This window comes from Clostridium sp. YIM B02551, assembly GCF_022324735.1.
Classification (GTDB): Bacteria; Bacillota; Clostridia; order Clostridiales; family Clostridiaceae; genus Clostridium_T; species Clostridium_T paridis.
The window spans coordinates 1-23273 of the sequence record NZ_JAKGTF010000015.1 but is presented as its reverse complement, the minus strand read 5'-3'; the positions used below and the strand labels follow the sequence as shown (position 1 = coordinate 23273).

The following is a 23273-nucleotide window of genomic DNA, read 5'->3' as shown; positions in this document are numbered from 1 at the left end:
TAATTTTTATTCTTTATGGTACTTTTCCATTTGTCAGCATTTCGTTAATGCTTTTTTTCACTTTTTCATCATCATAAGTTATACCTAATGCTTGAAGGTTAAATATGGTGATTGGATATGCATATTCAGTAATATCTCTTTCCTCTTCGCTTTGAAGCCAATCCATAAGTACGTTATATAAAGTTCCAATAAATGCTAGGGCTGAAATCTTGATATCAGGAACATTAATCATGTTCTTTTCCTTCATTTCTTCAAAATGACCAGCTGAATAATTTACAAACTTCTTTGTAACCTCAGCTCTTTTCTTCTCAAACTCTGAATTTAACCCTACAGCCTCAATTAACATAATTTTAACTATCGGCTTATTACATTGGATAGCTTTCAAAAAAAAGGCAATAGCCTTACTAAACCCCACATCTACTTCATTATTAATATTGCTTAATGACGCGCATAGGGTTTCATAAAATTCATCAATTACTTCATCATAGAGAGTAGCAAATAGTTCTTCTTTGTTTTTAAAATAAAAATAAAACGTACCTACGGATATATCTGCTTCATCTACAACATTTTTCACTGTAGTTTTATGATATCCATTGAATGCAAATACGCTAATTGCTGTGTCTATAATATGCTTCTTTTTAAGATCTTTTCTTTTCTGTGTTTCTACTGATGTTTTGTAAACCATTGTCTCACCTCACTTCAAGCATAGAATGACGCTTCATTTTATGCTTATTATAAAACTTACAAATATCAAAGTCAAGTTAATAAAATCCTACTTTCGCTTTTATTATTGTTCTAAAAAGTTCCTATTATTATAAATTTGTAAAATAAAAAAGAGCCTAAGCTCTTTAATTAATAATTACTCATTTATAATTATCATTCCATCTTCATCAACTTTTATATTTAAAATTCCATTTAACTTTGCTTTATTTTCAATATATTTACTGTAATCTTTACTTAAGACTCTTAACTTACTTGCAAATTTTTCATGATAATTTATGTCTTCCATCTGCTTCTTTATAGTTTTATTCATCTCAAAAGTCTTTTTCCAACCTTCTTGCACCTCTAAATCTATTTTAAATCTACGATAGAATTCTAAAATCTTTTCTTTTTCTTCCCGAAGCTGCTCTTCAGTAATATTAAGCCACCTTTCTACATTATCATTTGTGATTTTTTCGTATTTCCTTATCTCCTCTTCAGATATGCCATCATATAATTTCTTCATCTCTACTGGATATTCTAAGCTTTCTGTTTCATCTAAGTACTTAACTAAATCAATCCAAGCTTCTTCCTTTTCTTTTGTGTCTAAAGGTTCATTTAAAAACGGACTATAGTTAATAGCCATCATCTTACCAAAATTCCCAGGAAAAATTCTCTCTATTTGGCGCCTCATATATCCTTCCCTGCTTTTATCATCCATATCAAGGCACTTATTTAAAATGCTAAGTTCTTTTGTAATATCAGAAACTTCAATTTTCGAACTAGATAAATTACTAAGGCAAGTTTTTATTACTTTTCTATTTTTATCTATTCTTTTCGCTTCCTCTCCAAGCTTTAATAAATGACATTCTAAATTTTCTTTTAATAGTTCTGGATTCTGTAATATATCCTTTATTTCCTTTATAGATACGTCAAACTTCCTTAATACTGATATTTGTATTAGCTTATCAATATCCTCTTTTGAGTATTCCCTATAATTATTTTCTTCGTTAGTTGCAGGTTTAATCAATCCCTCTTCTTCATAATAATTAATAGCCTTCTTCGTAAGAGCTGTAATCTCCATAACCTCACTTATTCTCATAAAACTCCCTCCTCATAGAAATAATATAAGCTAATACCTAAGGGAACAGTCAATAGTCTTTAAACATTTATTCTATTGATGCACAAGTTACTATATTTTTATAGTCATCTAAATTAGGGAAATTCTTTTCTTTTGCAAGATTAAGGATATCTTCTATTGGATAAGTCACTTTTTTATTAATCAACTTTACCTCATCATCTAAAAATTCTAATATACCATATGAGGCTCTATTATCTTTATCTAGTGAATTACCTATACTCCCTACATTAAATATCTTTTTGCCATTCACTTCTCCTATGAAGGGGCAATGAGAATGCCCACATAGAATTATATCTTCTTGTACATCTTTAATTATTTCTTTTATTTCATCTACTGGTACACTTCCATCTATCGCTTCAACTATTGATTTAGGGGTACCATGTACACAAAGAATGCTACTTCCTTTATATTTTAGGGTATCTTCTTCAGGTAATTTATTTATAAATGATATATCTTTTAAATTCATATGTTCTCTTGCATATTTCAAATATGAATATATTTCTTCTTCTCTTTTTGTTTTTGGTAAAAAATCTTCTGCTACTTCCTCAAACCACTTATCTGTATTTCCTTTAACCCATGCTAAAGCTTCATATCTTCTCAATTCTTCTAATACTTCAGTTGGCATTGGCCCCTTAACTACTACATCCCCAAGTATTATAACTTTACTAATATTTTCTTTTTTCATATCATCTGTTACAGACCTAAGTGCAACACCATTTCCATGTATATCTGATAAAACACCTATTTTCATATTTATCCCCCTATTAAGCCTTACAGTATACTTCGATATCATTTCCTTCACTATCTTTTAACTCCATTACAAGATTCTCATTTATTTTAGTTAGTGGAAATACAATCTCTGCATTTAATTCATCTAATTTTTTGTTAAGCTTCTCTATATCATCAACTTCAATACTCGGTAAACAATTATCTCCCCAAGTTACCTCTTCATTAACTTTACTATTATTAAATAAACAAAACCTAAAACCATTTAGATTAAATATACTAAATACATCATCTTTCTTATCTACATCTTGTTCAAAAAATTTCTCGTAAAATCCAATAGCTCTTTCCATATCTTTAACACAAATATATAGTGAATTTATAGTAATTTTGAATGACATTTTTTCTACCTCTCACTTGAGTATTTTTTAATAGCAATTACATGCATAGGATAAAACTTATTTATATCTTCACTTATCTTTTTTTAATTCATTTTTAGTAACCCATCTTATATTTTTGCTTATAATTCCGCCTGCCGCTGGCTTTGAAAAAAGCTCCATAATATATCATCCTTTCAAAATTAAACCTCACGCTATTATATATTCTACCATATTAAGGTAAATAGATTCAAAACATCTCATAAGTATACTCAAATCATAAATTATGTATTATAATAAAAATTGTTGTTTTAAAGAAAAATAAATGTAGTAAACAATTAAACATTTAGGAGATTACAATGAAAAAAATCATAGTAATAATAGTATTGTCTCTACTTATATCAATAGGTGGAATATTATATGGATATATAAAATCCACTGCTTTAGAAAAATTCACTGTATCCCAAGATGGAAATGTACTTACTGATGAAAATGGACAAGAATATATATTAGATAAGGATTTTTGTACATCACTAGAAGCTATCTCTTTTGAAAAGGAAATTGGGAAAACTAATTCAGATGGAAAAATATATGAAATAGATGGCCAAGAGAATCATAATTGGATTGCCTTTAGTGCTTCTAGTGAAATGTCTATTCCAAGTTTGTATCACCAAAAAGAAATCAATTCTTTTTCTCTATCACAAGATAGTATTAATGAGATTCGTATAATTTCAAATAAAGGGGTAAAACAATCCTTAGGAGTACCAATTTCAACTACATCTGATGCAAATATTATAAAGGAATTTTCCTCAAGTATTATTGAAGGTGGTAGTCCTCAAGAAATAAAACTTGATAAAATAATGTCTCTTCAAATTTTAAGTAAAGAATATGCTGGAATCGCTTATAGAATCAATATTATAATCACAAATGATAATAAGGTCTTTCTATCAAAGGATAACGGGAATAACTTCATCTTGGCAGGTAATTCATTAAGTAAATGGATATTATCAAATATTAATCCAAGTAAATAGTGAATTAATTTAGGATATACTTTATAAATATTTTTGATAATTTTGATATAAATAGGGAAACTTTTCTCAAAGTTTCCCTTAACTCTAATATTTGATAAATTACCTAATGTATATAAACTATATATGTGTTTTATTTTTAAACTAAAATCCTACATTATCATTTACTATAAATATCTCAATTCTTCCTTTTACAGATTGTCCCTCTATAATCGATAGACTATTACATACCCTTTCCACTGAAGTACAATCAACACATTTATTTAAAGCTACACAAGGTGGATTAAAGCCTGCTCTTTTAGCATTTAAAGGGCAGGCTTTATTTTTCACTCTTTCAATTCCTTCTTGCCAAGTGTCTACTATCTTATTTATTCCAACTACTATAATAACCTTATCTGGTCCATAATTAATTGCTGCCACCCTATTACCACTATGATCTATATTTATAATACGTCCATCAACTGATATTGCATTAGATCCAGTTATATACCAGTCTGTTAATAAAGCTTTTCTTTTTATTATCTTACATTCTTCCTTGTCTTTGGCTAATTCCTTATCGAATACAGGGTTTCCTCTCTTTAGCAATTCTTCTGTTATATTCATCCTTTGGAGAGTAGCTGAATGTCCAATTCCGATTGAACTATCTAGAGATATTATATTTAAAATCTCTAACTTCACATCCTCAAGTATCTCAAAGTACTTAGCTTCCATATTCCTTAATTCGAAATTCCTTTTTAATAGATCTAGCTTTTTCTTATCCATTTAAATCTCTCTCCTAAGTATTTCATAAAACTTCCCCTTAGCAAAGGTTTCATTCCAAGGACTATGTCCACATTTATCAAGCAAAATAAACTTAAAGTCTTCTATTACCTTTGAAAGTGGTTCTTTGACACCTTCATAAGGATGGGAATCATATTCTCCATGAATTGCAACTACTGGGCATTTTATTCTATACCCCATATTTATTAGCTCTCCATTTTTTCTTATATGATTTACTTCATCCATACACTTTTTAAAGACTTCAGGATAAAAATCAAGTGATTCATTCTCAATAACAATTGGCGAAAAGGAATCTGACTTTGACATTAATTTTCCGAACTCTTCTAAAACTTCTTTTTTATCCTTACAATTAATATCATTTAGAGTTTTAAATAAACTTTCAGCTTTAATATTTTCTTCTTTAGTAAGCCTATTAACTCTTTTATCATTCATTATTGATAAATACTTGGCTTCATAGCATCCACTACCAATTATTATTAACTTTTTAACTAACTTAGGATACTTTGCAGCAAAAATATAACTAAGCCATGCTCCCCAAGAATGCCCTATAAGCGTAATTGGGAAGCTAGCATTATTATTAAGTATGTTTTTAAGTTCTAATATTTGTCCATCTATAGATACTTCAGTTTGAAATGGTTCGAGAATGCCATATTCAACAGATAACTCTCTTGCAATAGGAGCCACTTCTCCTGGTGCACCTGGTCCACCATGAATAACTGCAATATTATATGGTTTAACTCCATATCTTCTTAATCTATCCATAAAAATTATTTCTCCTTTTACCTTAACTTCTTTAATTCCTCCACATCACCATTTCTTATGGCAGATAAGTTCTTAGAAATCTTTTCTACATTCCAGTTCCACCATTTAATTTTCAATAAATCTTCTATTACTGAAGTATCAAATCTCTTTCTTATTTCCTTTGCTGGCACTCCTCCAACTATGGTGTATGGAGGAACGTCTTTAGTTACTAGGGCTCTAGTACCAATAATAGCACCATCACCGATATTAACTCCAGGCATTATTACAGCTTCAAAACCTATCCAAACATCATTTCCTATAGTAATATCACCCTTATTATCCCATGCCTCTGTAACATTTGAAATTCCTGCCCAATCCTCATAAAATATAGGAAAAGTATAGGTGGCTAGAGAACTTAAAGTATGATTTGCTCCATTCATAATAAACTTTGTTCCACATGCTATAGAGCAAAACTTCCCTATAATAAGCTTGTCCTTATTTATGGGATAATGATATAAAACATTCTTTTTCTCAAAATTCATAGGATCATCAAAATCATGATAAAATGTAAAATCCCCAACTTCTATATTGGGATTAGTAATAATGTTTTTTAAATAACATATGCTTTCATCATTTGTTCTTGGATATACTTTATTAGGATCTGGTACTTGCCCACTCATTCTCTTAATTCTCCTTAAAGAAATATAATTTAGTTATTAGTTCTCTTTACTATATAATCAATATACCCTTGCTTTATCATTCTTCCTTCATACACTCTTTCAATAACTCTATCTTCTTTATAAAGAATCTCCATATCCTCAAAATGTTTTTCAGCTTCATTGATTTCGTAGTAAGTATGAATAACCTCTTCTCCTCTTTCAATCTGAAGAAACTCATTTTTCCCTAATTCTTTTCCTTCCCCGTACCATTCATCATTAAGTGAAAGGAAATTTAAGCAGCATATGCCCTCTGGTTTTAAAACTCTCTTTATTTCATTGATGGATACCTCTATATCCTTTTTTGTCATATGAAAAATAGAATTATATGAGTATATAAAGCTTATTGATTCATCTTCAAAAGGTAATCTTCTCATATCTCCTTTGGAGATATTTAGCTTTACTCCATGCTTCTCAGAAAATTCTTTTGCTTTATTTAGCTGAGAATCACTTATTTCTAAGCCATAAGTTTTATAACCATGCTCTAAAAATAAAGAAAGAGGGGGTAAATCTCCACCTGCTCCACAGTCTAATATGGTTTTTTCTAGATTACTTTCGTTACAATAGCTTAAAAACCTATATAATTGGGGTTGTCTTAATACTAACTTCATATAATTGCCTCCTTAATAACCTGTTATTTCTTCCATAAAACCTGCTGTATAAACTTGAATTTATATAAAATTATACCATTTATATATGAATATTACCATTTTCTTAAACAATGCTCTCTTTTACAGCTAGCAATGAAATTATATGTTTTTATTTAGTTGTGCTATACTTATTAAAACTTTCATTATAGAGAACTTATGGAGGAAACTTATGTACATTCTTATAGGCTTAATAATAATTTTTTTCATCATGAGTATTTACATTTTTTCAGGAAAAGGTGCTTGGCTAATTGCAGGATATAATACTATGAGTAAAGAAGAAAAGGCTCAATTTGATGAGAAGAAATTATGCCATTCCGCTGGAGCTTTTTTGCTTTTTGTAACTTTCTTAACTGCTATTTTAGCAATTGTTATATATTATGGAGACAAGCTTCATTCTAACAATATAATTCTTTTAGCTGCATTTGTTTACTCAGCTTTATTGCTTATAGGACTCTTTATTTCATCTAGACAATTTAAAAAGTATAATAAAAAAGGATAAAGTATGTTTTTATACTTTATCCTTTTCTTTAGTATTTTAAATTAAGTATTAATACTAGCTAATCTTGCTTTTTATCTCCTCTATTGCCTTTAATAGTATTTCTTGGTTTTTCCTATACTCTTCCTGTTGCTCCATAAGCAAATCAATTTTATAGTGTAATTCTTCTATTACAATTTCAGATTTTAGATTAACTAGATAGTCAGTTTCAGCCGTTAACCTATCTTTCTCTGATTGACGATTTTGTGACATCATGATTATTGGGGCTTGAATAGCAGCAAGACAAGATAATATTAAATTCAAAAATACAAAAGGATATGGATCAAATGCTTTGTTACTTAGAATAACAGCATTTCCTATAATCCAAATTGCTAACACCAGCCCAAAAGTTATTATAAAAGTCCAACTACCACCGAATGCAGCTATTTTATCAGCAGTTCTTTGTCCTAATGTAGCATTTTCATCATTTGAATTATTTATATTCTTTGAAACCTTACCACTAATAAGTTCATGGAGCAATTCTTCATCAATATTACTGCCCTTTAAGTCCTTATCTTTTTCTAATATTTCACGTACTAACTCTTCTTTGGTATTAAATGTAGTATCCTTGCTACCATCCATAAATAATCACTCCTATTCATTACCTTTTTATTTTATATATAACATTTCTACATGAGGAATTCCATCTTCTAAAAAAACATCACCCACTTCTTTAAACCCTAAGCTTTTATAAAACTTAATTAAATATTCTTGAGCTTCAATTCTAATTGAACTCTCTTTTAATTCATTTTCAACAAAATCCATAGCCATTTTCATGCATTTCCTAGCTAAACTTTTCCCACGGTATTTATCATTAACCAATACCCTGCCTATAGATATCTCATTAAAGGAAATTCCTTTTTCTATAACTCTTAAGTATGCCCCAATTTCTCCATCTTCTTCACAAAAAATATGATATGAATTCTTATCCTTTCCATCACAATCTAAGTATGGGCATTCTTGCTCAACTATAAAAACACAATTTCTTATTTTTAATATTTCATATAATTCATCTATATTTAACTCATTAAATTTTTTGATATGCCAGTTCAAATTATTTCCTCCTATAACCCTTTAGTTTATAAAATTATTATAACTTAGTTTAAGTGGAGTTTTAATTATATGCAAGTATTTTCTTCCATTATAATTAAAAAATACCTTGCAATACAAAGTAACTAGTTTTATAATTTATATATACTTTGTAATACAAAGTAATGCTAGGTGGTGATAGATTGGAAAATAACACTCAAATACTAAAAGGAATTTTAGAAGGATGTATTTTAAGTATTATTTCTAAAGAAGAAACTTATGGATATGAACTTTTAATCAAGTTAAAGGATAATGGATTTGATGATATGGTAGAAGGAACTATTTATCCCCTTCTATTACGACTTGAGAAGAAAGGTTTTATTATTTCAAAGAAACGCAAAGAGGAAACTGGTATTGCCAGAAAATATTTTTATTTAACAGAGATAGGTGAAAAAGAACTTCATGATTTTAAAGCCTATTGGAACAAATTATATTTAAATGTTAATACAATTCTAGAGGAGTGATATTAGTTGAACATTTATATTAATAAAAATAATTTATCTGGTGACTATAAAGCAGCTTATTTTGATATTTTAAACTATCTTCAAAGCTCTGATATTTCCGTAGATAGTAAGTTATATAATGAAGTAAGTGAAGATATGATGGATATGCTTTTATCTGCACAAAATAACAGCCTTCCAGTAGATAATATAATAGGAGAAGATGTTAAAAGTTTTTGCAAGGATATAATTAATTCATATAGTTCTAAGAACACTATAATAGTTTCAATATTAAAGAAGGTAAACTTTTCTTTAGTATTTTTAACTATTGTTTCTTTTCTATTTCAGTTGTCTTATGAAAAGATTGCATTAAGTTTAGTTGTGGTCATTTTACTGACTTGGTCTTTTTCTAGTACTATGATCAACTTTATTTATAAAAAGTTATTCTTAAGATTTAGAGGTTTAAAAAACAGAATTCTTTGCATTCTTATAACCTTTGTCTTGTGCATGATACTTTTATTCCCTATAATCATGCTTTTATCATCCTATCTTACAATAGCGCTCAATGGATACTTAGTCTCTACTGTTTCACTTTTACTAATGTTTACTTTTCACTATATATGCAAGAAATTAGATAAGAATATAAAATGGTATAGCTATTTGAGATAACTTTTAAAATAAGGCTCTGTTAAAGAACCATATTGAAAACTGACTACTCCCTGCAAAATTGCTTGTAATAAGACTATTCAAATTATTATGGAGGTCTTATTATGCCAACAGTAGAGTCATTAAAAAAAGATTTAGAGGCTTTTGGAACAACAGGGAAAAGTTATATTCGGTTTGCACAAAATTTAGGTATGGAACTCCAATAAATTAAGCGTGATCAACATAAAGAAGGTATATATCATATACAGCATATTAACGCTCTCCATAGTAAACACAAGAAGTGGATGGATAGGTTTAATGGTGTTGCAACCAAATACCTTGTGAATTATATGTATTTGTTTAAATAGCTTGAAATCTTCAATACTGAGAAAGATACTGTAAAGAGCAAAAATTTATTGGTACAATCTCATACATCTCATACTGATACAAAACTAAAGGATTTTACGGTTAGGGAAGTAATTTATGTGTAATACATTCCAAATATTTCATTTTTTCAATTTATATGTTATATAATTAATTAAGTAAATGGATAGTTGAAAGGCATTATACGGTTATATTTTGAGGAGGTGAAATATTGTTGAAAGCAAAATTATGGATATTAAATTTGATTACTGCAATTGCATTTTTTGTAGCATCATTACTTTATTCAATTAATGTGAATTACCCTTCATCAATTATATTTCTATTTTGTGGATTAATATTTCTTATTATAAGCAGAATTAACTACAAAAAAATGCGTAAAGAGGTTAATAAATAATCTTATTAAAATGTGAATTAAGTGAACTTATATAAGTTCACTTAAAAAATGTTACAATATCAACACTACCCTTAAACAGAGCCTAAAATAAATAGCTATAGCTTATTTGATTTTTATATAAGCTATAGCTATTTTTATCAAGTTATTCATTTTTTTCTATTTATATCATGTACATAGTATTTAATTTTTCTACTTCTTTTTTCTGTGTATTTTTTTAAAGCTTTGATTTCTATTATCATAATAATAAAGATTCCTATAATTCCCCCGAAAACCAACTTTAAATTATCCATATATATTCCTATAAATGCTATCGCTAAAGGCACAGCCATCCCAAAAAACACTAATGCTGCAGCATATTGTCTCTTAATAAATGCTATGCTTATTATAATAAGCAAGAATACTACGCATATAATTCCCGTTAATACCCTTCCATTTAAGCCAAAATAAGTTTTATCTCCAATTGTCCTTGAAAGGGCCATTCCTAGAAAAATAGCTAAGATTCCTAATCCTTTGAATTTTCCCTTCATTTATAAATTCTCTCCAAAGTCTTATCTATACTCTCAACAGTTCCAAATCTATTATTAAATATTCTATAGTTATAATACTCATATAAATCCTTTGCTGAGATATTTCCATTATCAAAGGTTGAGTTTGTTTTTTCTGGAATAATCAGTTTATATCCAAACTCAAAGGCAACTTTTACGCTGGTATCAAAACAGAATTCTGTTTGTAAGCCTACCATGATTAATTCCTCTATTCCTTTACTATCAAGATATTCCTTTAAGCTTGTCTTTCTAAATGCAGAATTATAGTTTTTACGTATTACTTTCTCACCTATAGCCGGAGCTACTTCACAATAGATCTTCCATCCTTCTGAGTTAGCTGCAAATTCGCCCTCTTCTTCAGTATGTTGAATATAGATTACCTCAATATTATTTTCTCTACTAGCTTCAATTAACTTTTTGATATTTCCAATAACTTCTTCTATATCATAAGGCCTATCAAATACTATTGCATTTTGAACGTCTATTACTAAAAGTGCTTGTTTTCCCATAAAAGTCCTCCCTCAATTTAAAACTTATACTTTATTATACTACAAAAAAATCATGGTCTTTAGAGTATTTATATACTACTAAAAACCATGATCATTTTTTGGGTCCTTCTATATTAAAAGTTTACTAGCAAAATTAATTATTTGATAAGTCTTTTCCATTAGATGCGATTACTTTTTTATACCAATAGAAAGATTTCTTAGGTATACGCTTTAAGTCCTTTAAATCAAAGTTTCCACGATTTACGAAAATAAATCCATAACGTTTATCAAAGCCTTCGTGAGTTGATATTAAGTCAACAGCTGACCATGGACAATATCCCATCATCTCAACTCCATCATTTATAGCTAGTTGCATTTGTTCTATATGTTGCTGTAAGTATTTAATACGATAATCATCCTTAATTGTGCCATCTTCTTCTAGTTTGTCATAAGCACCTAGTCCATTTTCAGTAATGATTATTGGCAAATGATAACGTGAATAAACTTCATTTAAAGTGTTACGGAATCCAATAGGATCAATCTCCCACCCAAATTCTGTTTTTGGTAAGTATGGATTTTTAACTCCTCTAAATACTCCTGGAAGTGAGAATGGTGATTGTTGATCTTTAATTCCAGCTGCTTCTGCTTCCTCAATAGGATAAGCTTCTGCTGTAGCAGTACTATAGTAGTTAAATGCAATAAAGTCTGGTTTTGCTTTCTTTAATATTTCCATATCTCCTTCTTGAATTTCAGGAGTTGCACCTAGCATTTCAAGAATACTCCATACTCTTGCATTATATATTCCATAAACAGCCATGTCTAAATACATCCAGTTCTTAATTGCACTTAATGTATTAGCTGCTTCAGTGTCTTCTGGCTTATTTGAAGCTGGATAAACAGCAGATATATTAGGTGCTGGTCCAATCTTTGCTTCTGGAAGCATTTCATGACATAAAACCATAGCCTTTGCTTGAGCTAGTAGCATATAGTGGTTTTGTTGATATAATGCTTTTTGAACATTTTCAACACCTTCTGGATTAAAGGTTCCTATAACGTGTCCCATTAATACCATTACGTTTTGCTCATTTATTGTTAACCAGTACTTAACTCTATCTCCAAAATTCTCATACATTACCTTTGCAAAATAAACAAATGCATCTGCAGTTTCTGGATTTGACCAACCACCTTTTTCATCTAAAGCTGCTGGTAAATCAAAGTGGTACATTGTTACTAAAGGTTGTATGTTATATTTCAAACATTCATTAATTAAGTTATTATAGTATTCAATTCCTTGAGGATTTACTTCACCTTCTCCTTTTGGAATTAGTCGAGACCAAGAAATTGAAAATCTATATGTTTTAAATCCCATTTCAGCCATTAATGCTATATCTTCCTTATAGTGATGATATTGATCACTAGCTACTTTAAAATCAGGCAAATTATCAGGTATAACTTTTACATCTTGAACTGATGGGCCTTTACCATATTCTAAGCTTGCACCTTCTACTTGATAAGCAGATGTAGATGCTCCCCATAGAAAATCCTTTGGAAAATCTTTATTTTTTAACATAGCTATTTAATCCCCCTTAAATTTTCATCTTATACTTTAATCAATTATGTGCTCTATTTACTCTATAAATATATTCTAATATAAAAAACAACTATACATTTTCAAAATTTGAAAACGTATGCTATTTATTCTTTTCAATAAGTTTATATAAGCTTGAAACAATTAATAATATACCTAAGGCCACATAAAAACCTATTCTAAAATCGTTCACTCCTAAGCTCAAAACAAATAAAATTAATATAATTACAATTGTTAAAATTGCAGCAAATTTGCCTTTTATGAGTGGAGAATCATATATCTCACTTTTTTCTCTCATTCTCAACCAAGTAATATAGGTTATAAGATTAACAACCCAATTAAAAAAAGAAAAATATGATGATGAAGATATTAGATAATTAAATAGTTTTGTTCCTAATATAAAGGCCAGTAAAACTACAAGTATTGAAACTCCTCCTGTTAAAATTAATGGATACATATCGGCACCTATTTTACTTGAGCTTAATTTTATACTATTTATAGTTTGTGTTTTTGATAATGACTTCACCAGTTGAACACATGCATAATATGTACCTATCATTACGGAAAATGTTGATATTAATATTGCTCCGTTAATTAAAGTTGAAGCCCAAGAATATCCCATATTATTAATGCTCTGAACAAAGGGTGACATATTAGTATTAATAGAATTCCAATCTACAGTACAAACAATAAAAATCATTGATACTACATATAAAAAGACTATTCCTACAGTCATGATTATTGTGGCTTTGGGAATTTCAATACATGGCTTTTTAACCTCAGAAGTTGCCATTGCAACAGCACTTATTCCACTATATGTAAAGATTACTATTAACATTGACTGTAGAAAACCATTTAAGTTATTTGGGAAAAATGCATGAAAGCTATTAAAAGGATTTTGTTTAATAACAATACCATTTTTCATAATAGTTATAGACCCTAAAACAATAAATGCACATAGTACAATAATTTTTAATACTGCCATTATTGTTTCAATATATCCAAAATATTTAGTACCAAGTGTATTTATAACTATAACTATTGCTAATGAAACTATAGCAAATACAGATACAGAAACATTAGGAACCCAGTATTTTAAAAATACTCCTGTTGCAATTGCTTCTGATCCTAATGAAAATACCCCTGAAATGAAGATTATCCAACCTAATAAAAAGCCCATAAATCTTCCTAAATATTGTTCTGTATATACTCTAAAAGAACCCTGAGTTGGCCTATTTATACTTATACTTGTCATTGCTCCAAGAACCTGTGACATAATTAATCCTCCAAGTAAAAAGGCTAAGATTACCGAAGGACCTGCTTGATTTATTGCTAAGCTCGAACCGAGAAAAAATCCAGCACCTATTATGCCTCCAACACCTATACCTGCTAAACTATATGCATTTATACTTTTTCCTTCTAAATCATTACTATTATTTGTGCAATCATTTTTTTTCAAAGCTATCACTCCTAAATATAAATCTAAATTTATTATTCCAATTTATAAATTTATAAACCATTTTGAAATGTAAAAATCCTTACTTTCAGCTTAAATAAACTAAAAATAAGGATTTTTCTAAATAAATAGTTATATGAAATATTGTAATATGGTTAAATCCTAACAATTTAAGGCTTTACAGTTGCTTGTTTCCTTAAGCTTAAATTTGAAGTCTCAGGGAAAACATGAACAATTTTATCTAGAAGTCTGCAATTTTTATTAACCCCCATGTTGCTATATACTTGATTATAATGTTTTATCCACTCTTCAAGGCTTGTCTCAATATAAGATGTGTCATTAACAAAGTTTACAAGAACTAGCCAAGTTGGAATATTTAAACCTTCATTCATAAAATATAAATAAGCAAATCTGTTTCCTAATTGATAATAATTTCTTGTCCAATTACAGCTTTTGTCTACTCCCATATATCTCTTAACATTTTCTAAGGCTTCCTCAATCATATTAAGACTTTCCATTGATGAAGCTTTCAAATCTGATTTAGTTTCATCTGCATGTGCCTTAGCTTCAATAAGCAATACTCCCTGCTTTCCTTCGTTATCTTCTATCACTCCAAGTCCATCCCACTTTGGTCCATTCTTAGGCCAAAATTCTCTTAACTTCTTTTCTGTTTCAGATATATTAATGTCCTTCAATGATAAACCTCTTATAAAATCATCTCTATACTCATAGAAATTATTATTAGAAATTGGAGATATCCACTTAACCTTGGAATTAGTGTAAGATAATAGACTTGGTGAAGATGATAATATTAAATCTGATAATTCCTTTTCGGCATTAAGCATACACCATTGCAAGCAGTATTGACTTCCTTTTGAAGCTGATATTTTACTTACCATAATTCTACCCTCCTTATAATTTAATCATAACAATATTTTACCATATTATGTAAGTGAGTTTGCGATAAAAAATACTTATCAGTCATTAATCAAATTTTCTAACTAATAAGTATTCTTTATGTATATTATTTAAATTAAATTTACTTTTCTTACCTTGCTTCCATGCTATTTCAAAGCATTTTCGCTAGCTTTCATCTCTTTAATTAACTCATCATACTTGTCCATATCCTGCTGAGAATTAAACACGATAGTATTATCTTCAAATGTATATCTACCTTTTATGCTGTCTAAATAATCATAGATGGACTGAACCTTTGAATAAAAAGTATTTATACTAGTCAAAGTTGATTTAGCATCCTTTATTGTACTCTTATCTAATCCATCAATAATTTTTCTGATTTGATCTTTATCTCTTGAAGAAAATGGAGATTTCTCCACAGAATTATTCAATAGTTCTATATCTTGGTCTACGGATTTCTCGTATTTCAAATTCGTATCAATGATATCTTGAATATATTTTTTACCTTCAACGGGATTCATGATATATTTCTCACTAAAAATATCGTTAGGATTAAATTTTTCATAAGCTTTTGTAATCTCATCTGCATCAATCTTATATTTTATAACAGCATTACTAATATCCCTAGTGAAACTTCCATACTTTCCAAGAGAATTATAATCTATATCTTGAGGCTTTAAATCCCTATCAATTACTTTTTCGTAAATATTTCTTCTAACTCACTCTCTACTTCCAACCTATCTTTTTTATGCAACATAATACTTGTAGATTTTTTTCTACTATCTTTAAACTTAAAAGTTATAACTACTGAGCTATTTGTTTCTTTTATGTAACTACTTTCTACCTCTTCCCATGTCCAACCACTTTTTTTTGATAGAATTCCATTTTCTCTTATCTCAATCTTAAATGTTGCTCTAACAAAATAGATAATTGAACACAGTGAGAATATCATCAAATATGAACCTGGAGTAATTAATGTCATTCCATCAATAAATACAGCTATTAAATTTTTTCCTCCAATCAATAAGAAAATTACTCCTGCAAAAATATCCATTGCAAATGTATGATCCTTTACACTTAATATAAGCTTACCATAAGCATTTCTTTTGATACTTCTATATGTTGCTTTTAAAATAACCCATATTAATATAGGTATTATAATCATCAAAATCCCTAAATAAATTAATTCCATAATAACTTCTCCTTTCATTTATTGGCAAACAGTTTTATAAATTCTATTTTTAATTCACTATCTATGTTATCGATTATTTTACAATATACTTCACAATTTACCTTTAAAGTGAATAACTGGTTCCCTTTACAAGCAAATAAAAAACAGACATGCCTTATTAGTCTTCACTAATAAAACATGTCTTGTATTTTTAATTTATACTTAAACCATTTTCTTACCAATATATATTCTATGTAATATTTTTACAATTTGTATTGTTATATTTTCCAAGAAGTGTATAAATATTTATAAAATTCTATCTTTAATATTATTATTTTGAAATTATGAATAAATTTCCCCAATTTGTAACATAAATTTAATGTTTATTAAATATAATTCACAAAAAAAAAATGATATAATTTTGTTAATAGACTAGTTTTATTCATAATATCAAAGGAGCATAAAACATATGCCAAAGAATTTAAAAATACTCATTTTTTCTTTTACATCATTAATTTTAATTCTATTTATAGCATATAATATTACTTCTTATTTTAATTTTTTTAGAACCAGTAGAACTGTAATAAACACAAATGCCTATTCAAATTTGCGTCAAATGGACAACTTCAAGAGTCCTTATAATCCCAAAATCAAATTTTCTGACAGACGTATATCTGAAATTCATGATGTAAGTTTGAGCATTTTGGATGGGACAAGCATTGCAGATGTTCCAATGATACTCAAATCTCAAAGATATTATATACCCCTTGATTTTATATCAAAAAAATTAAATTATAATTTAGATAATTCAAAGGGATCTCTATCTTTATATAATAATAGTAATAAAATTTCTTTAACTGAAGACTCATATGAAAAAAACTCAAAAAAGGGACGTCTTCGAGGTCATTTAATAAGTTACAAAAATACTTTCTATATTTCAATATCTGATATAGAAAAGCTTTTCGATTTAATTGCTGTATTCGATTTTCAAAATAAAAAAATTAATCTTATTCAAGATGAAGTTACAGCTCCTGAAAAGTCTTCAATACCATCTAGTGACAAATTTGCCCTAATGAGATTTGAAGATTTTGGTTGCGGTTATTCAAATATAGTAGATAGAAATCAAACAAAAATAAAAATCATGTCAAATTTACTTTATTCAAATGGTATGAAGTTTCATGTTTCATGGATGCCTAGATTCATAGTGCCTTCCTCAAATTTTGATAATGATTTACTCACAAAGGACAATATAACAAATGTAGGTTTTGTAGATATACTAGATTATATGATTAATAAAGGTGGAGAAATTGGGCTACATGGCTATTCGCACCAATCTGGAAACACTGCAAGTGGAACAGGTGAGGAAATGTCAAAGGACGTAAATAATACTGAAGCTGAAACTCGAGCAGTTATTGAAAAAGGTATAGACACCGCTAGTGCTTTAAATATTCCTATTTCATATTACGAAAGTCCTCATTATAGAGAGACTATGGAGCAAAAGAAAATAATCAGCGAGTATTTTCAGTTTATATACGAGCCATATGATTATTCAAAGAAAGATAACGTGTACAAGCCTGATGATAGTCATCTATTTGTTCCAACTCCATTAGGCCGTATATCAGATCCTGTTTCAGACACTCAGCGTATAATAGATAAATTTAATGAAGGTAATCCTGATGTACTTAAAAGTTTTTATTACCATCCATCAATAGAAATAGAATATATTGATTTTGATACAAATGACAATAAACTTAACATACATTATAATCCAGACTCACCTCTGCAAAGAATTGTGAAAGCTCTTAGAAATGCTAGGTATAATACCCTTCATATTGATGAGCTTAAGGATAAATAATTAGCAATGAAAAAGAGAAGTAGATTGTTAGATACTGTGAAATCTTAACAATATACTTCTCTTTATTTGTGTAACTACAAGCAGTTATATGATTCTAGACTTAATTATTTTAAAAATAAATTTACTTTTTACCCTTAAATTCTTTTTTCACTATCAATAACTCTTCTTTTCCAACGCATTTAATTCCATCAAAATCAAGGCGAATTATGTATGGCATAAAGTCAATCATTCTCAAAAAATCATCGCAGCAATATGAGGGTTCAAAATAATTCAGAATTGTACTTAATGCTGTACCATGTGTTCCAATCACAATATTCGCATCTTTATAATTATTTATAATTTCAAATATTGCTTTTATATTACGTTCTTGAACCATTTTGAGTGACTCTCCACATTCTTCGTGAAAGTCAAGGTTGTCCCACCGTCTTTTGAACATTTCCATATTATTACCACTTAAGCCACTTTCACGTTCTCTTAATCTTTCGTCCAAAATAATACTAATGCCATGTCCATCTGCACTTTCTCTTATTGTATCAATGCTTCTTTTGTAGGGACTTGATATATAATACCCAATCTCCATTTCCCTAAAAAATTCAGTTACTCTTTTGGAATCAATCATCCCTGCATCACTTAACGGACGTGTTCTGTCCTCTTCCCAATCATGGTCTGGCTGAGCATGTCTTATAAAGTATATACTTGTCATGTATTTCCCCCTAAAAACAATTATAATTACTTAATCCCAATTCAATATTTAAATTATTTCATTTTTAATAATGCGACATTGGTAATAATATTTTATAGACTATTCCATTTAAGTTTATTCAAGAAATTAGTCCAACTGAAACAACCTAGTTTATCATTACTTGAACCAATTTCATCTTTATTTACATACCTTTTAGTAATTACATAAATAGGAGTTCCAAATTCATCAAAAATAAATGTATAATCCATACATTCCTTATTCCAATCATTTAGAAGAATAGCTTTAGTTTTATTTTTCAAATCAATAAACACAATTTCATCTGTATCAGGAATTTGATCTTCAGAACGAAAAACCAAAAACTGTTCGGTAGCAACTTCAAACCCATGAAAATTATATGGCTCAATGTTACAACAAAATTCAACTTGAAGATTGTGTATATTAATTCTATAAATATCTCCTCCATCATAGTCATATTCAAGTATTCCATCTTGATCTTTGTCTATAATCTTTGTAATGTATAAATAGTTTCCAATTATACTTGTTTCATTTATATCATAGTCACCAAACGGTAAAACCTCGTACTTTGATTTATCACTAAAATCTACAAACCAAAGAGATTTAGTTCTAATATAGTCTTTTTTATCTTCAATCTTTTTTCCATTAAAATCATAAGATAAATATTTATATTTAGTATAAAAAAATCCATATGGAATATCTTTATACCCTACATCCATATGTATAATCTCCATTTCACTGTCTTGGTCTAAAATGAACTCCGGCTCAAGTTCAATTATTTTCACTAAACTAACCTCCATAAATTAATTTAATATATACAAATTATACCATAATATTTCTTTATAAATAATTAATTTCAATCCCGTAGTAATTAAATTATTTTGCTAGAGCTTCTTCAATAGCAACTGTAAGTGCTTGAAACAAGCGTGTTAACACAGCATTTGTGTATTATAGGTGTATTACTGTAAGGTTCTTAACGCTTTTTATAAGCTCTATTCATTTTAGACATAGTAAATATTGAAGTGATGCAATGCCGTTAAATCTTAATCTATAATATTGAGAATATCTTTATTATTCATAAGAAGAAGTACCTAGTTTAGACTAAGTACTTCTTTGTTCATTTCTATAACTTTTTCCCTAATTCTTCATTGTTATCTTAATGAATCCTAATATTCTTAAGTATTCCTAAATCAACATAATCACCTGAATCAAATCCAACTGTTATTTTGCATGATTCATCTAAACAATCTAAAATATTTTCATCTATTCTTTTAAATATATCTTGAATTACTAAGCAAGTATATCCTAGATAAAGAATATATTCACCAATATATTTAGATTCTTTATCCTGTGTCTTAAGAATGCTTGATATTTGATATAAAATTTTAGAATCAGCGTATCTATCATCTGGTAAATACTCTTCTTCAAAATCTAACTCTTCAATGTCTTCGTTACTTTCTATACTACTTCCTGAAATATATAAAATACATTGTTCATTTCCATCATAAATTCCGTCAAACAATCCAAACCAAAGTTTTTTTATGTCTTTAGAAGGTGGCTCTACTTTAAGTACCTGCTCTAGCCAATTTAATAAGTTTTTCTCATCATTATCAAAGTCCAATTCTAATACATTCTTCCAACTCATATTATTGCTGTAATCATTAGAATACTTTATTAACGCCTCCATACCTTGCTTTACACTTACTCCAGAATTCACTACCTTACATATTAAATCATAACCTTCACCTAAGCTAAAATCCAAAATACTCACCCATTTCTTTACTCTATATGACTTTTATTTCTCTAAAAGCGAACCCAGCTAGTTTATTTTCTTTTATAATTTTTACAAAATTCTCAGATACAAACTCTGAAATTTCATTACCCATTACTCTAAATATATCAAATCCTTCTATTTCATTTTTCTTCAGCACTACTGATATAAAAGAATATAAATCATCCATTATTTTAAAACATTCAGACCTATCCATATCTATTGCATCAACTAGATTAGTTATATTAACCACATAGTAATCCTTTAAACTTTCTCCATTTATATCATTTATAACTACCGGTAAAAATTGTATGCCAGCCATTTTAGCTCCTGCAATAGCTTCTTTAAATTTATTTGAAACTATAAGCCATCCTAAATTATTCCATATATAATCAGCCATTTCATTCCCATCTTTTAATTCAAATGTAATTCTTTCATCCCAATTAGTAATGCTTTTACCCATTCCTACATCATATTGTCCTACCCCATATAATTCTCCATGATAAGCCATTACCCCATTTCTTTCATACCTATCCATATCATAATTCATTGAATAATACTTCATCAAATAAGCCTCCTTATCTTCAGTTTCTCTTTGAATATAATTCTCTAGCTTATATATTTCGCCATCCCCTATACTTTCCCTTTCGTAAACTCAAAAAAAGACACGTCCTACTAGCTTTTCACTAATAAAACGTGCCTTGTATTTTTAATTTAACTTATACTAATTAAATTATTTGTTCAGACTTTCTTCAATAGCAACTGTAAGTACTTTAAATAAGCTGATTAACATAGCATTTGTGTATTATAAGTGTATTACTGTTAGATTCCTAAAGCTTTTTATAAGCGCTATTTATCTTCGATATAGTAAATATTGAAGTGATGCACACCCGTTAAATCTTACTCTATAATATTAAGAATATATTTATTATTTAAAAGAAGAAGTACCTAGCTTAGACTAAGTACTTCTTTGTTTATTTCGTAAAACATTTTATACATTAATTTATTTTGAACCACAATATATTCTACTTTTAATTAATGATAGAAAGAAGGCTAAATCCATAAAATCAACTCTTCTTTTCTTAATATTCTTATATATACCTAAACATTTATTAGCAAATGTTTGGACTTGTATTTATCCTATTTTACTTTTTTAAATTTTAATTTTTTAAATTCAATATATATTCGATTTTTTTTGCCACATATTATTTCATGTGAAAATCCGTTAGTGCTCAGAGGGAACAATTCACTATACAGAAAGATAGCTGTATCATAGTCTAATGAATCTATTGCAATGTCATATTTTGAAACATCTTCATATATTATTACATATTTTTCATTACCATCTTCTATTAACAGTTCTGCATTATACTTAATTCTATTTTTAAGCTCAACTTCATTTAAATGTATATGCCTAATCATAAAATCGTGAAAAGCATGTTTTTTATATTGATTTGAAAAACTTTTAGGAAATCTAGATTCATATTTCTCAAAATCTTCCCAATACCTTTTTAAATTTTCATACCAATTCTTCTCGTAACTCTCATAATCTTTATTCAGAGTATTACTCAATTTATCTCTTAATTCTATTGTAAAATATCTCATAAATATAAATTCTCCTTTATAAATTTTCAACCTTACGGGAATACATGCATAAGCTCTGAATACAGAATTACAGACGGCATAGCATTGGAGATGATGGTATTCGTATCTCTACTATTCCATTATAATTTTCTCATTAAATAACTTTTCAAGTTTAGGAACAATTTTATTAATAAAGTCACCTTCATTTTTCTCTCGAATAGTTAAGCTATTAAACTCATCATCTTCATTAAAATTCAATAAATAAATTGCTTCTTCAATCTTACTATTTTCACTGACGATTGCACAATCAAAATCATGGCTAAATTCAAGTACTTCAATTACCTCCTTCGCATTTCGTACTCCATACCATATTATATTAGGAGACTCTTTGTCATCTATAGGAATATTATACATCCAAAAATTATTACGAAATTGTATTCTCTCTTTTATAAATGTACGATTTAACTCATATTCTTCATCATAAAAAATCTTCTCTTGAATCGGAAATAATATTACAGAATTGCATGTAAAACACTGTATAATATCAGCAATATTTTTAATATAACTCTCATGGCTATCAAACTCCCCTTTATCAAAATCTAATAGTCTATATGCTGATTCATATATTAATAGTTTCATTTTTATCTCCTTCCTATTCCAAGATTTTCTTCAAATACCCATTTAATAATTCCCCAGCTTATATATTTCGCCATTCTCCCTTTCTTTCCCTTTTGAAAACATAAAAAAGACACGTCCTACTAGCTTTTTAAAATGTACCCTATAGAATAGACAATTTAAAAAAGCCTATTCTATGGGGTACTTTTATGTATAATAGAA

29 protein-coding genes and 1 pseudogene are annotated in these 23273 nt (G+C 28.4%); 7 read left to right on the top strand and 23 right to left on the bottom strand.

The genetic code is table 11. The features are described 5' to 3' along the window. Window positions 1-13 precede the first annotated feature (13 nt). The 4 genes from L1S47_RS16980 to L1S47_RS16965 form a co-directional block, all read right to left on the bottom strand. A complete protein-coding gene (locus L1S47_RS16980; protein WP_202767602.1) occupies window positions 14-685 on the bottom strand; it encodes a TetR/AcrR family transcriptional regulator in 672 nt (223 codons plus the stop codon). 174 nt (window positions 686-859) lie between these two features. After that, complete coding sequence (locus tag L1S47_RS16975) at window positions 860-1801, bottom strand: MerR family transcriptional regulator (protein ID WP_238885113.1); 942 nt, start codon at window positions 1799-1801, stop codon at window positions 860-862. Between the two features lie 67 nt (window positions 1802-1868). Beyond that, entirely contained in the window at window positions 1869-2591 is a 723-nt protein-coding gene (locus L1S47_RS16970; RefSeq protein WP_238885111.1) for a metallophosphoesterase, read from the bottom strand. A 13-nt stretch (window positions 2592-2604) separates the two neighbouring features. Next, window positions 2605-2964 (bottom strand): VOC family protein, encoded by a 360-nt coding sequence (locus L1S47_RS16965; protein WP_238885109.1) that lies wholly within the window; start codon window positions 2962-2964, stop codon window positions 2605-2607. 335 nt (window positions 2965-3299) lie between these two features. On the opposite strand from L1S47_RS16965, the gene L1S47_RS16960 reads away from it, so the two are divergent. Further along, window positions 3300-3971 (top strand): hypothetical protein, encoded by a 672-nt coding sequence (locus tag L1S47_RS16960; RefSeq protein ID WP_238885107.1) that lies wholly within the window; start codon window positions 3300-3302, stop codon window positions 3969-3971. Window positions 3972-4112: 141 nt separating this feature from the next. On the opposite strand, the gene L1S47_RS16955 is transcribed toward L1S47_RS16960, so the two are convergent. From L1S47_RS16955 to L1S47_RS16940, 4 genes are read right to left on the bottom strand one after another with little or no spacing between them, the layout of a single operon-like run. After that, on the bottom strand, window positions 4113-4730 hold the full coding sequence (locus L1S47_RS16955) for a lactate utilization protein (protein WP_238885104.1): 618 nt from the start codon (window positions 4728-4730) through the stop codon (window positions 4113-4115). Further along, window positions 4731-5510, bottom strand: a complete 780-nt coding sequence (locus tag L1S47_RS16950; RefSeq protein WP_238885103.1) for an alpha/beta fold hydrolase — start codon at window positions 5508-5510, stop codon at window positions 4731-4733. A gap of 17 nt (window positions 5511-5527) precedes the next feature. Continuing rightward, the gene (locus tag L1S47_RS16945; RefSeq protein ID WP_238885101.1) at window positions 5528-6169 is read right to left on the bottom strand and encodes a CatB-related O-acetyltransferase; all 642 of its coding nucleotides are present in this window, start codon (window positions 6167-6169) and stop codon (window positions 5528-5530) included. Window positions 6170-6198: 29 nt separating this feature from the next. After that, complete coding sequence (locus tag L1S47_RS16940) at window positions 6199-6816, bottom strand: class I SAM-dependent methyltransferase (protein ID WP_238885099.1); 618 nt, start codon at window positions 6814-6816, stop codon at window positions 6199-6201. A 208-nt stretch (window positions 6817-7024) separates the two neighbouring features. Here L1S47_RS16940 and L1S47_RS16935 point away from each other — a divergent pair, with 208 nt between their 5' ends. Then, window positions 7025-7354 carry a DUF3784 domain-containing protein gene (locus L1S47_RS16935; RefSeq protein ID WP_238885097.1) on the top strand — a complete coding sequence of 110 codons (330 nt, stop codon included), beginning with the start codon at window positions 7025-7027 and terminating at the stop codon, window positions 7352-7354. 54 nt (window positions 7355-7408) lie between these two features. Here L1S47_RS16935 and L1S47_RS16930 read toward each other — a convergent pair whose 3' ends face one another. Continuing rightward, a complete protein-coding gene (locus L1S47_RS16930; RefSeq protein WP_238885095.1) occupies window positions 7409-7972 on the bottom strand; it encodes a DUF1003 domain-containing protein in 564 nt (187 codons plus the stop codon). Window positions 7973-7999: 27 nt separating this feature from the next. Then, window positions 8000-8443 (bottom strand): GNAT family N-acetyltransferase, encoded by a 444-nt coding sequence (locus L1S47_RS16925; RefSeq protein WP_238885093.1) that lies wholly within the window; start codon window positions 8441-8443, stop codon window positions 8000-8002. A gap of 179 nt (window positions 8444-8622) precedes the next feature. Here L1S47_RS16925 and L1S47_RS16920 point away from each other — a divergent pair, with 179 nt between their 5' ends. The 4 genes and pseudogenes from L1S47_RS16920 to L1S47_RS16910 all read left to right on the top strand — a co-directional run bounded on the left by L1S47_RS16920 (window position 8623) and on the right by L1S47_RS16910 (window position 10342). Then, the gene (locus L1S47_RS16920; RefSeq protein ID WP_202767616.1) at window positions 8623-8943 is read left to right on the top strand and encodes a PadR family transcriptional regulator; all 321 of its coding nucleotides are present in this window, start codon (window positions 8623-8625) and stop codon (window positions 8941-8943) included. Between the two features lie 6 nt (window positions 8944-8949). Next, the gene (locus L1S47_RS16915; RefSeq protein ID WP_238885091.1) at window positions 8950-9588 is read left to right on the top strand and encodes a DUF1048 domain-containing protein; all 639 of its coding nucleotides are present in this window, start codon (window positions 8950-8952) and stop codon (window positions 9586-9588) included. A 221-nt stretch (window positions 9589-9809) separates the two neighbouring features. Continuing rightward, window positions 9810-10055 (top strand): annotated as a pseudogene (locus tag L1S47_RS20775) (IS1595 family transposase); the annotation flags it as partial. Window positions 10056-10159: 104 nt separating this feature from the next. Continuing rightward, a complete protein-coding gene (locus tag L1S47_RS16910; RefSeq protein ID WP_238885087.1) occupies window positions 10160-10342 on the top strand; it encodes a hypothetical protein in 183 nt (60 codons plus the stop codon). A gap of 146 nt (window positions 10343-10488) precedes the next feature. Here the strand turns inward: L1S47_RS16910 and L1S47_RS16905 are convergent, their stop codons facing one another. From L1S47_RS16905 to L1S47_RS16875, 7 genes are all read right to left on the bottom strand, one after another. Further along, a complete protein-coding gene (locus L1S47_RS16905; protein WP_238885085.1) occupies window positions 10489-10869 on the bottom strand; it encodes a hypothetical protein in 381 nt (126 codons plus the stop codon). Next, complete coding sequence (locus L1S47_RS16900; RefSeq protein ID WP_238885083.1) at window positions 10866-11396, bottom strand: cysteine hydrolase family protein; 531 nt, start codon at window positions 11394-11396, stop codon at window positions 10866-10868. Before L1S47_RS16900 ends, L1S47_RS16905 begins: the two co-directional genes overlap by 4 nt. A gap of 133 nt (window positions 11397-11529) precedes the next feature. Then, entirely contained in the window at window positions 11530-12945 is a 1416-nt protein-coding gene (locus tag L1S47_RS16895; protein WP_238885081.1) for a glycoside hydrolase family 1 protein, read from the bottom strand. 121 nt (window positions 12946-13066) lie between these two features. Further along, on the bottom strand, window positions 13067-14431 hold the full coding sequence (locus L1S47_RS16890; RefSeq protein WP_373689108.1) for an amino acid permease: 1365 nt from the start codon (window positions 14429-14431) through the stop codon (window positions 13067-13069). 158 nt (window positions 14432-14589) lie between these two features. Next, window positions 14590-15318: a hypothetical protein gene (locus tag L1S47_RS16885; RefSeq protein WP_238885076.1), complete on the bottom strand. Its 729-nt coding sequence runs from the start codon at window positions 15316-15318 to the stop codon at window positions 14590-14592. 165 nt (window positions 15319-15483) lie between these two features. Continuing rightward, entirely contained in the window at window positions 15484-15858 is a 375-nt protein-coding gene (locus tag L1S47_RS16880; RefSeq protein ID WP_238885075.1) for a hypothetical protein, read from the bottom strand. 170 nt (window positions 15859-16028) lie between these two features. Next, on the bottom strand, window positions 16029-16529 hold the full coding sequence (locus tag L1S47_RS16875; protein WP_238885073.1) for a hypothetical protein: 501 nt from the start codon (window positions 16527-16529) through the stop codon (window positions 16029-16031). A 448-nt stretch (window positions 16530-16977) separates the two neighbouring features. Here L1S47_RS16875 and L1S47_RS16870 point away from each other — a divergent pair, with 448 nt between their 5' ends. Next, window positions 16978-18363, top strand: coding sequence for a DUF2334 domain-containing protein (locus L1S47_RS16870; protein ID WP_238885071.1), 1386 nt, complete (start codon window positions 16978-16980; stop codon window positions 18361-18363). 121 nt (window positions 18364-18484) lie between these two features. On the opposite strand, the gene L1S47_RS16865 is transcribed toward L1S47_RS16870, so the two are convergent. The 6 genes from L1S47_RS16865 to L1S47_RS16840 all read right to left on the bottom strand — a co-directional run bounded on the left by L1S47_RS16865 (window position 18485) and on the right by L1S47_RS16840 (window position 23075). Next, window positions 18485-19066 (bottom strand): histidine phosphatase family protein, encoded by a 582-nt coding sequence (locus L1S47_RS16865; RefSeq protein ID WP_238885068.1) that lies wholly within the window; start codon window positions 19064-19066, stop codon window positions 18485-18487. A 92-nt stretch (window positions 19067-19158) separates the two neighbouring features. Continuing rightward, window positions 19159-19866, bottom strand: coding sequence for a hypothetical protein (locus tag L1S47_RS16860; RefSeq protein WP_238885066.1), 708 nt, complete (start codon window positions 19864-19866; stop codon window positions 19159-19161). 371 nt (window positions 19867-20237) lie between these two features. Next, window positions 20238-20843, bottom strand: coding sequence for a hypothetical protein (locus L1S47_RS16855; RefSeq protein ID WP_238885064.1), 606 nt, complete (start codon window positions 20841-20843; stop codon window positions 20238-20240). Window positions 20844-20865: 22 nt separating this feature from the next. Next, window positions 20866-21417, bottom strand: coding sequence for an imm11 family protein (locus L1S47_RS16850; RefSeq protein WP_238885062.1), 552 nt, complete (start codon window positions 21415-21417; stop codon window positions 20866-20868). A 575-nt stretch (window positions 21418-21992) separates the two neighbouring features. After that, window positions 21993-22457 carry a hypothetical protein gene (locus tag L1S47_RS16845; protein ID WP_238885060.1) on the bottom strand — a complete coding sequence of 155 codons (465 nt, stop codon included), beginning with the start codon at window positions 22455-22457 and terminating at the stop codon, window positions 21993-21995. 111 nt (window positions 22458-22568) lie between these two features. Continuing rightward, entirely contained in the window at window positions 22569-23075 is a 507-nt protein-coding gene (locus tag L1S47_RS16840) for a hypothetical protein (RefSeq protein ID WP_238885058.1), read from the bottom strand. Window positions 23076-23273 lie beyond the last annotated feature (198 nt).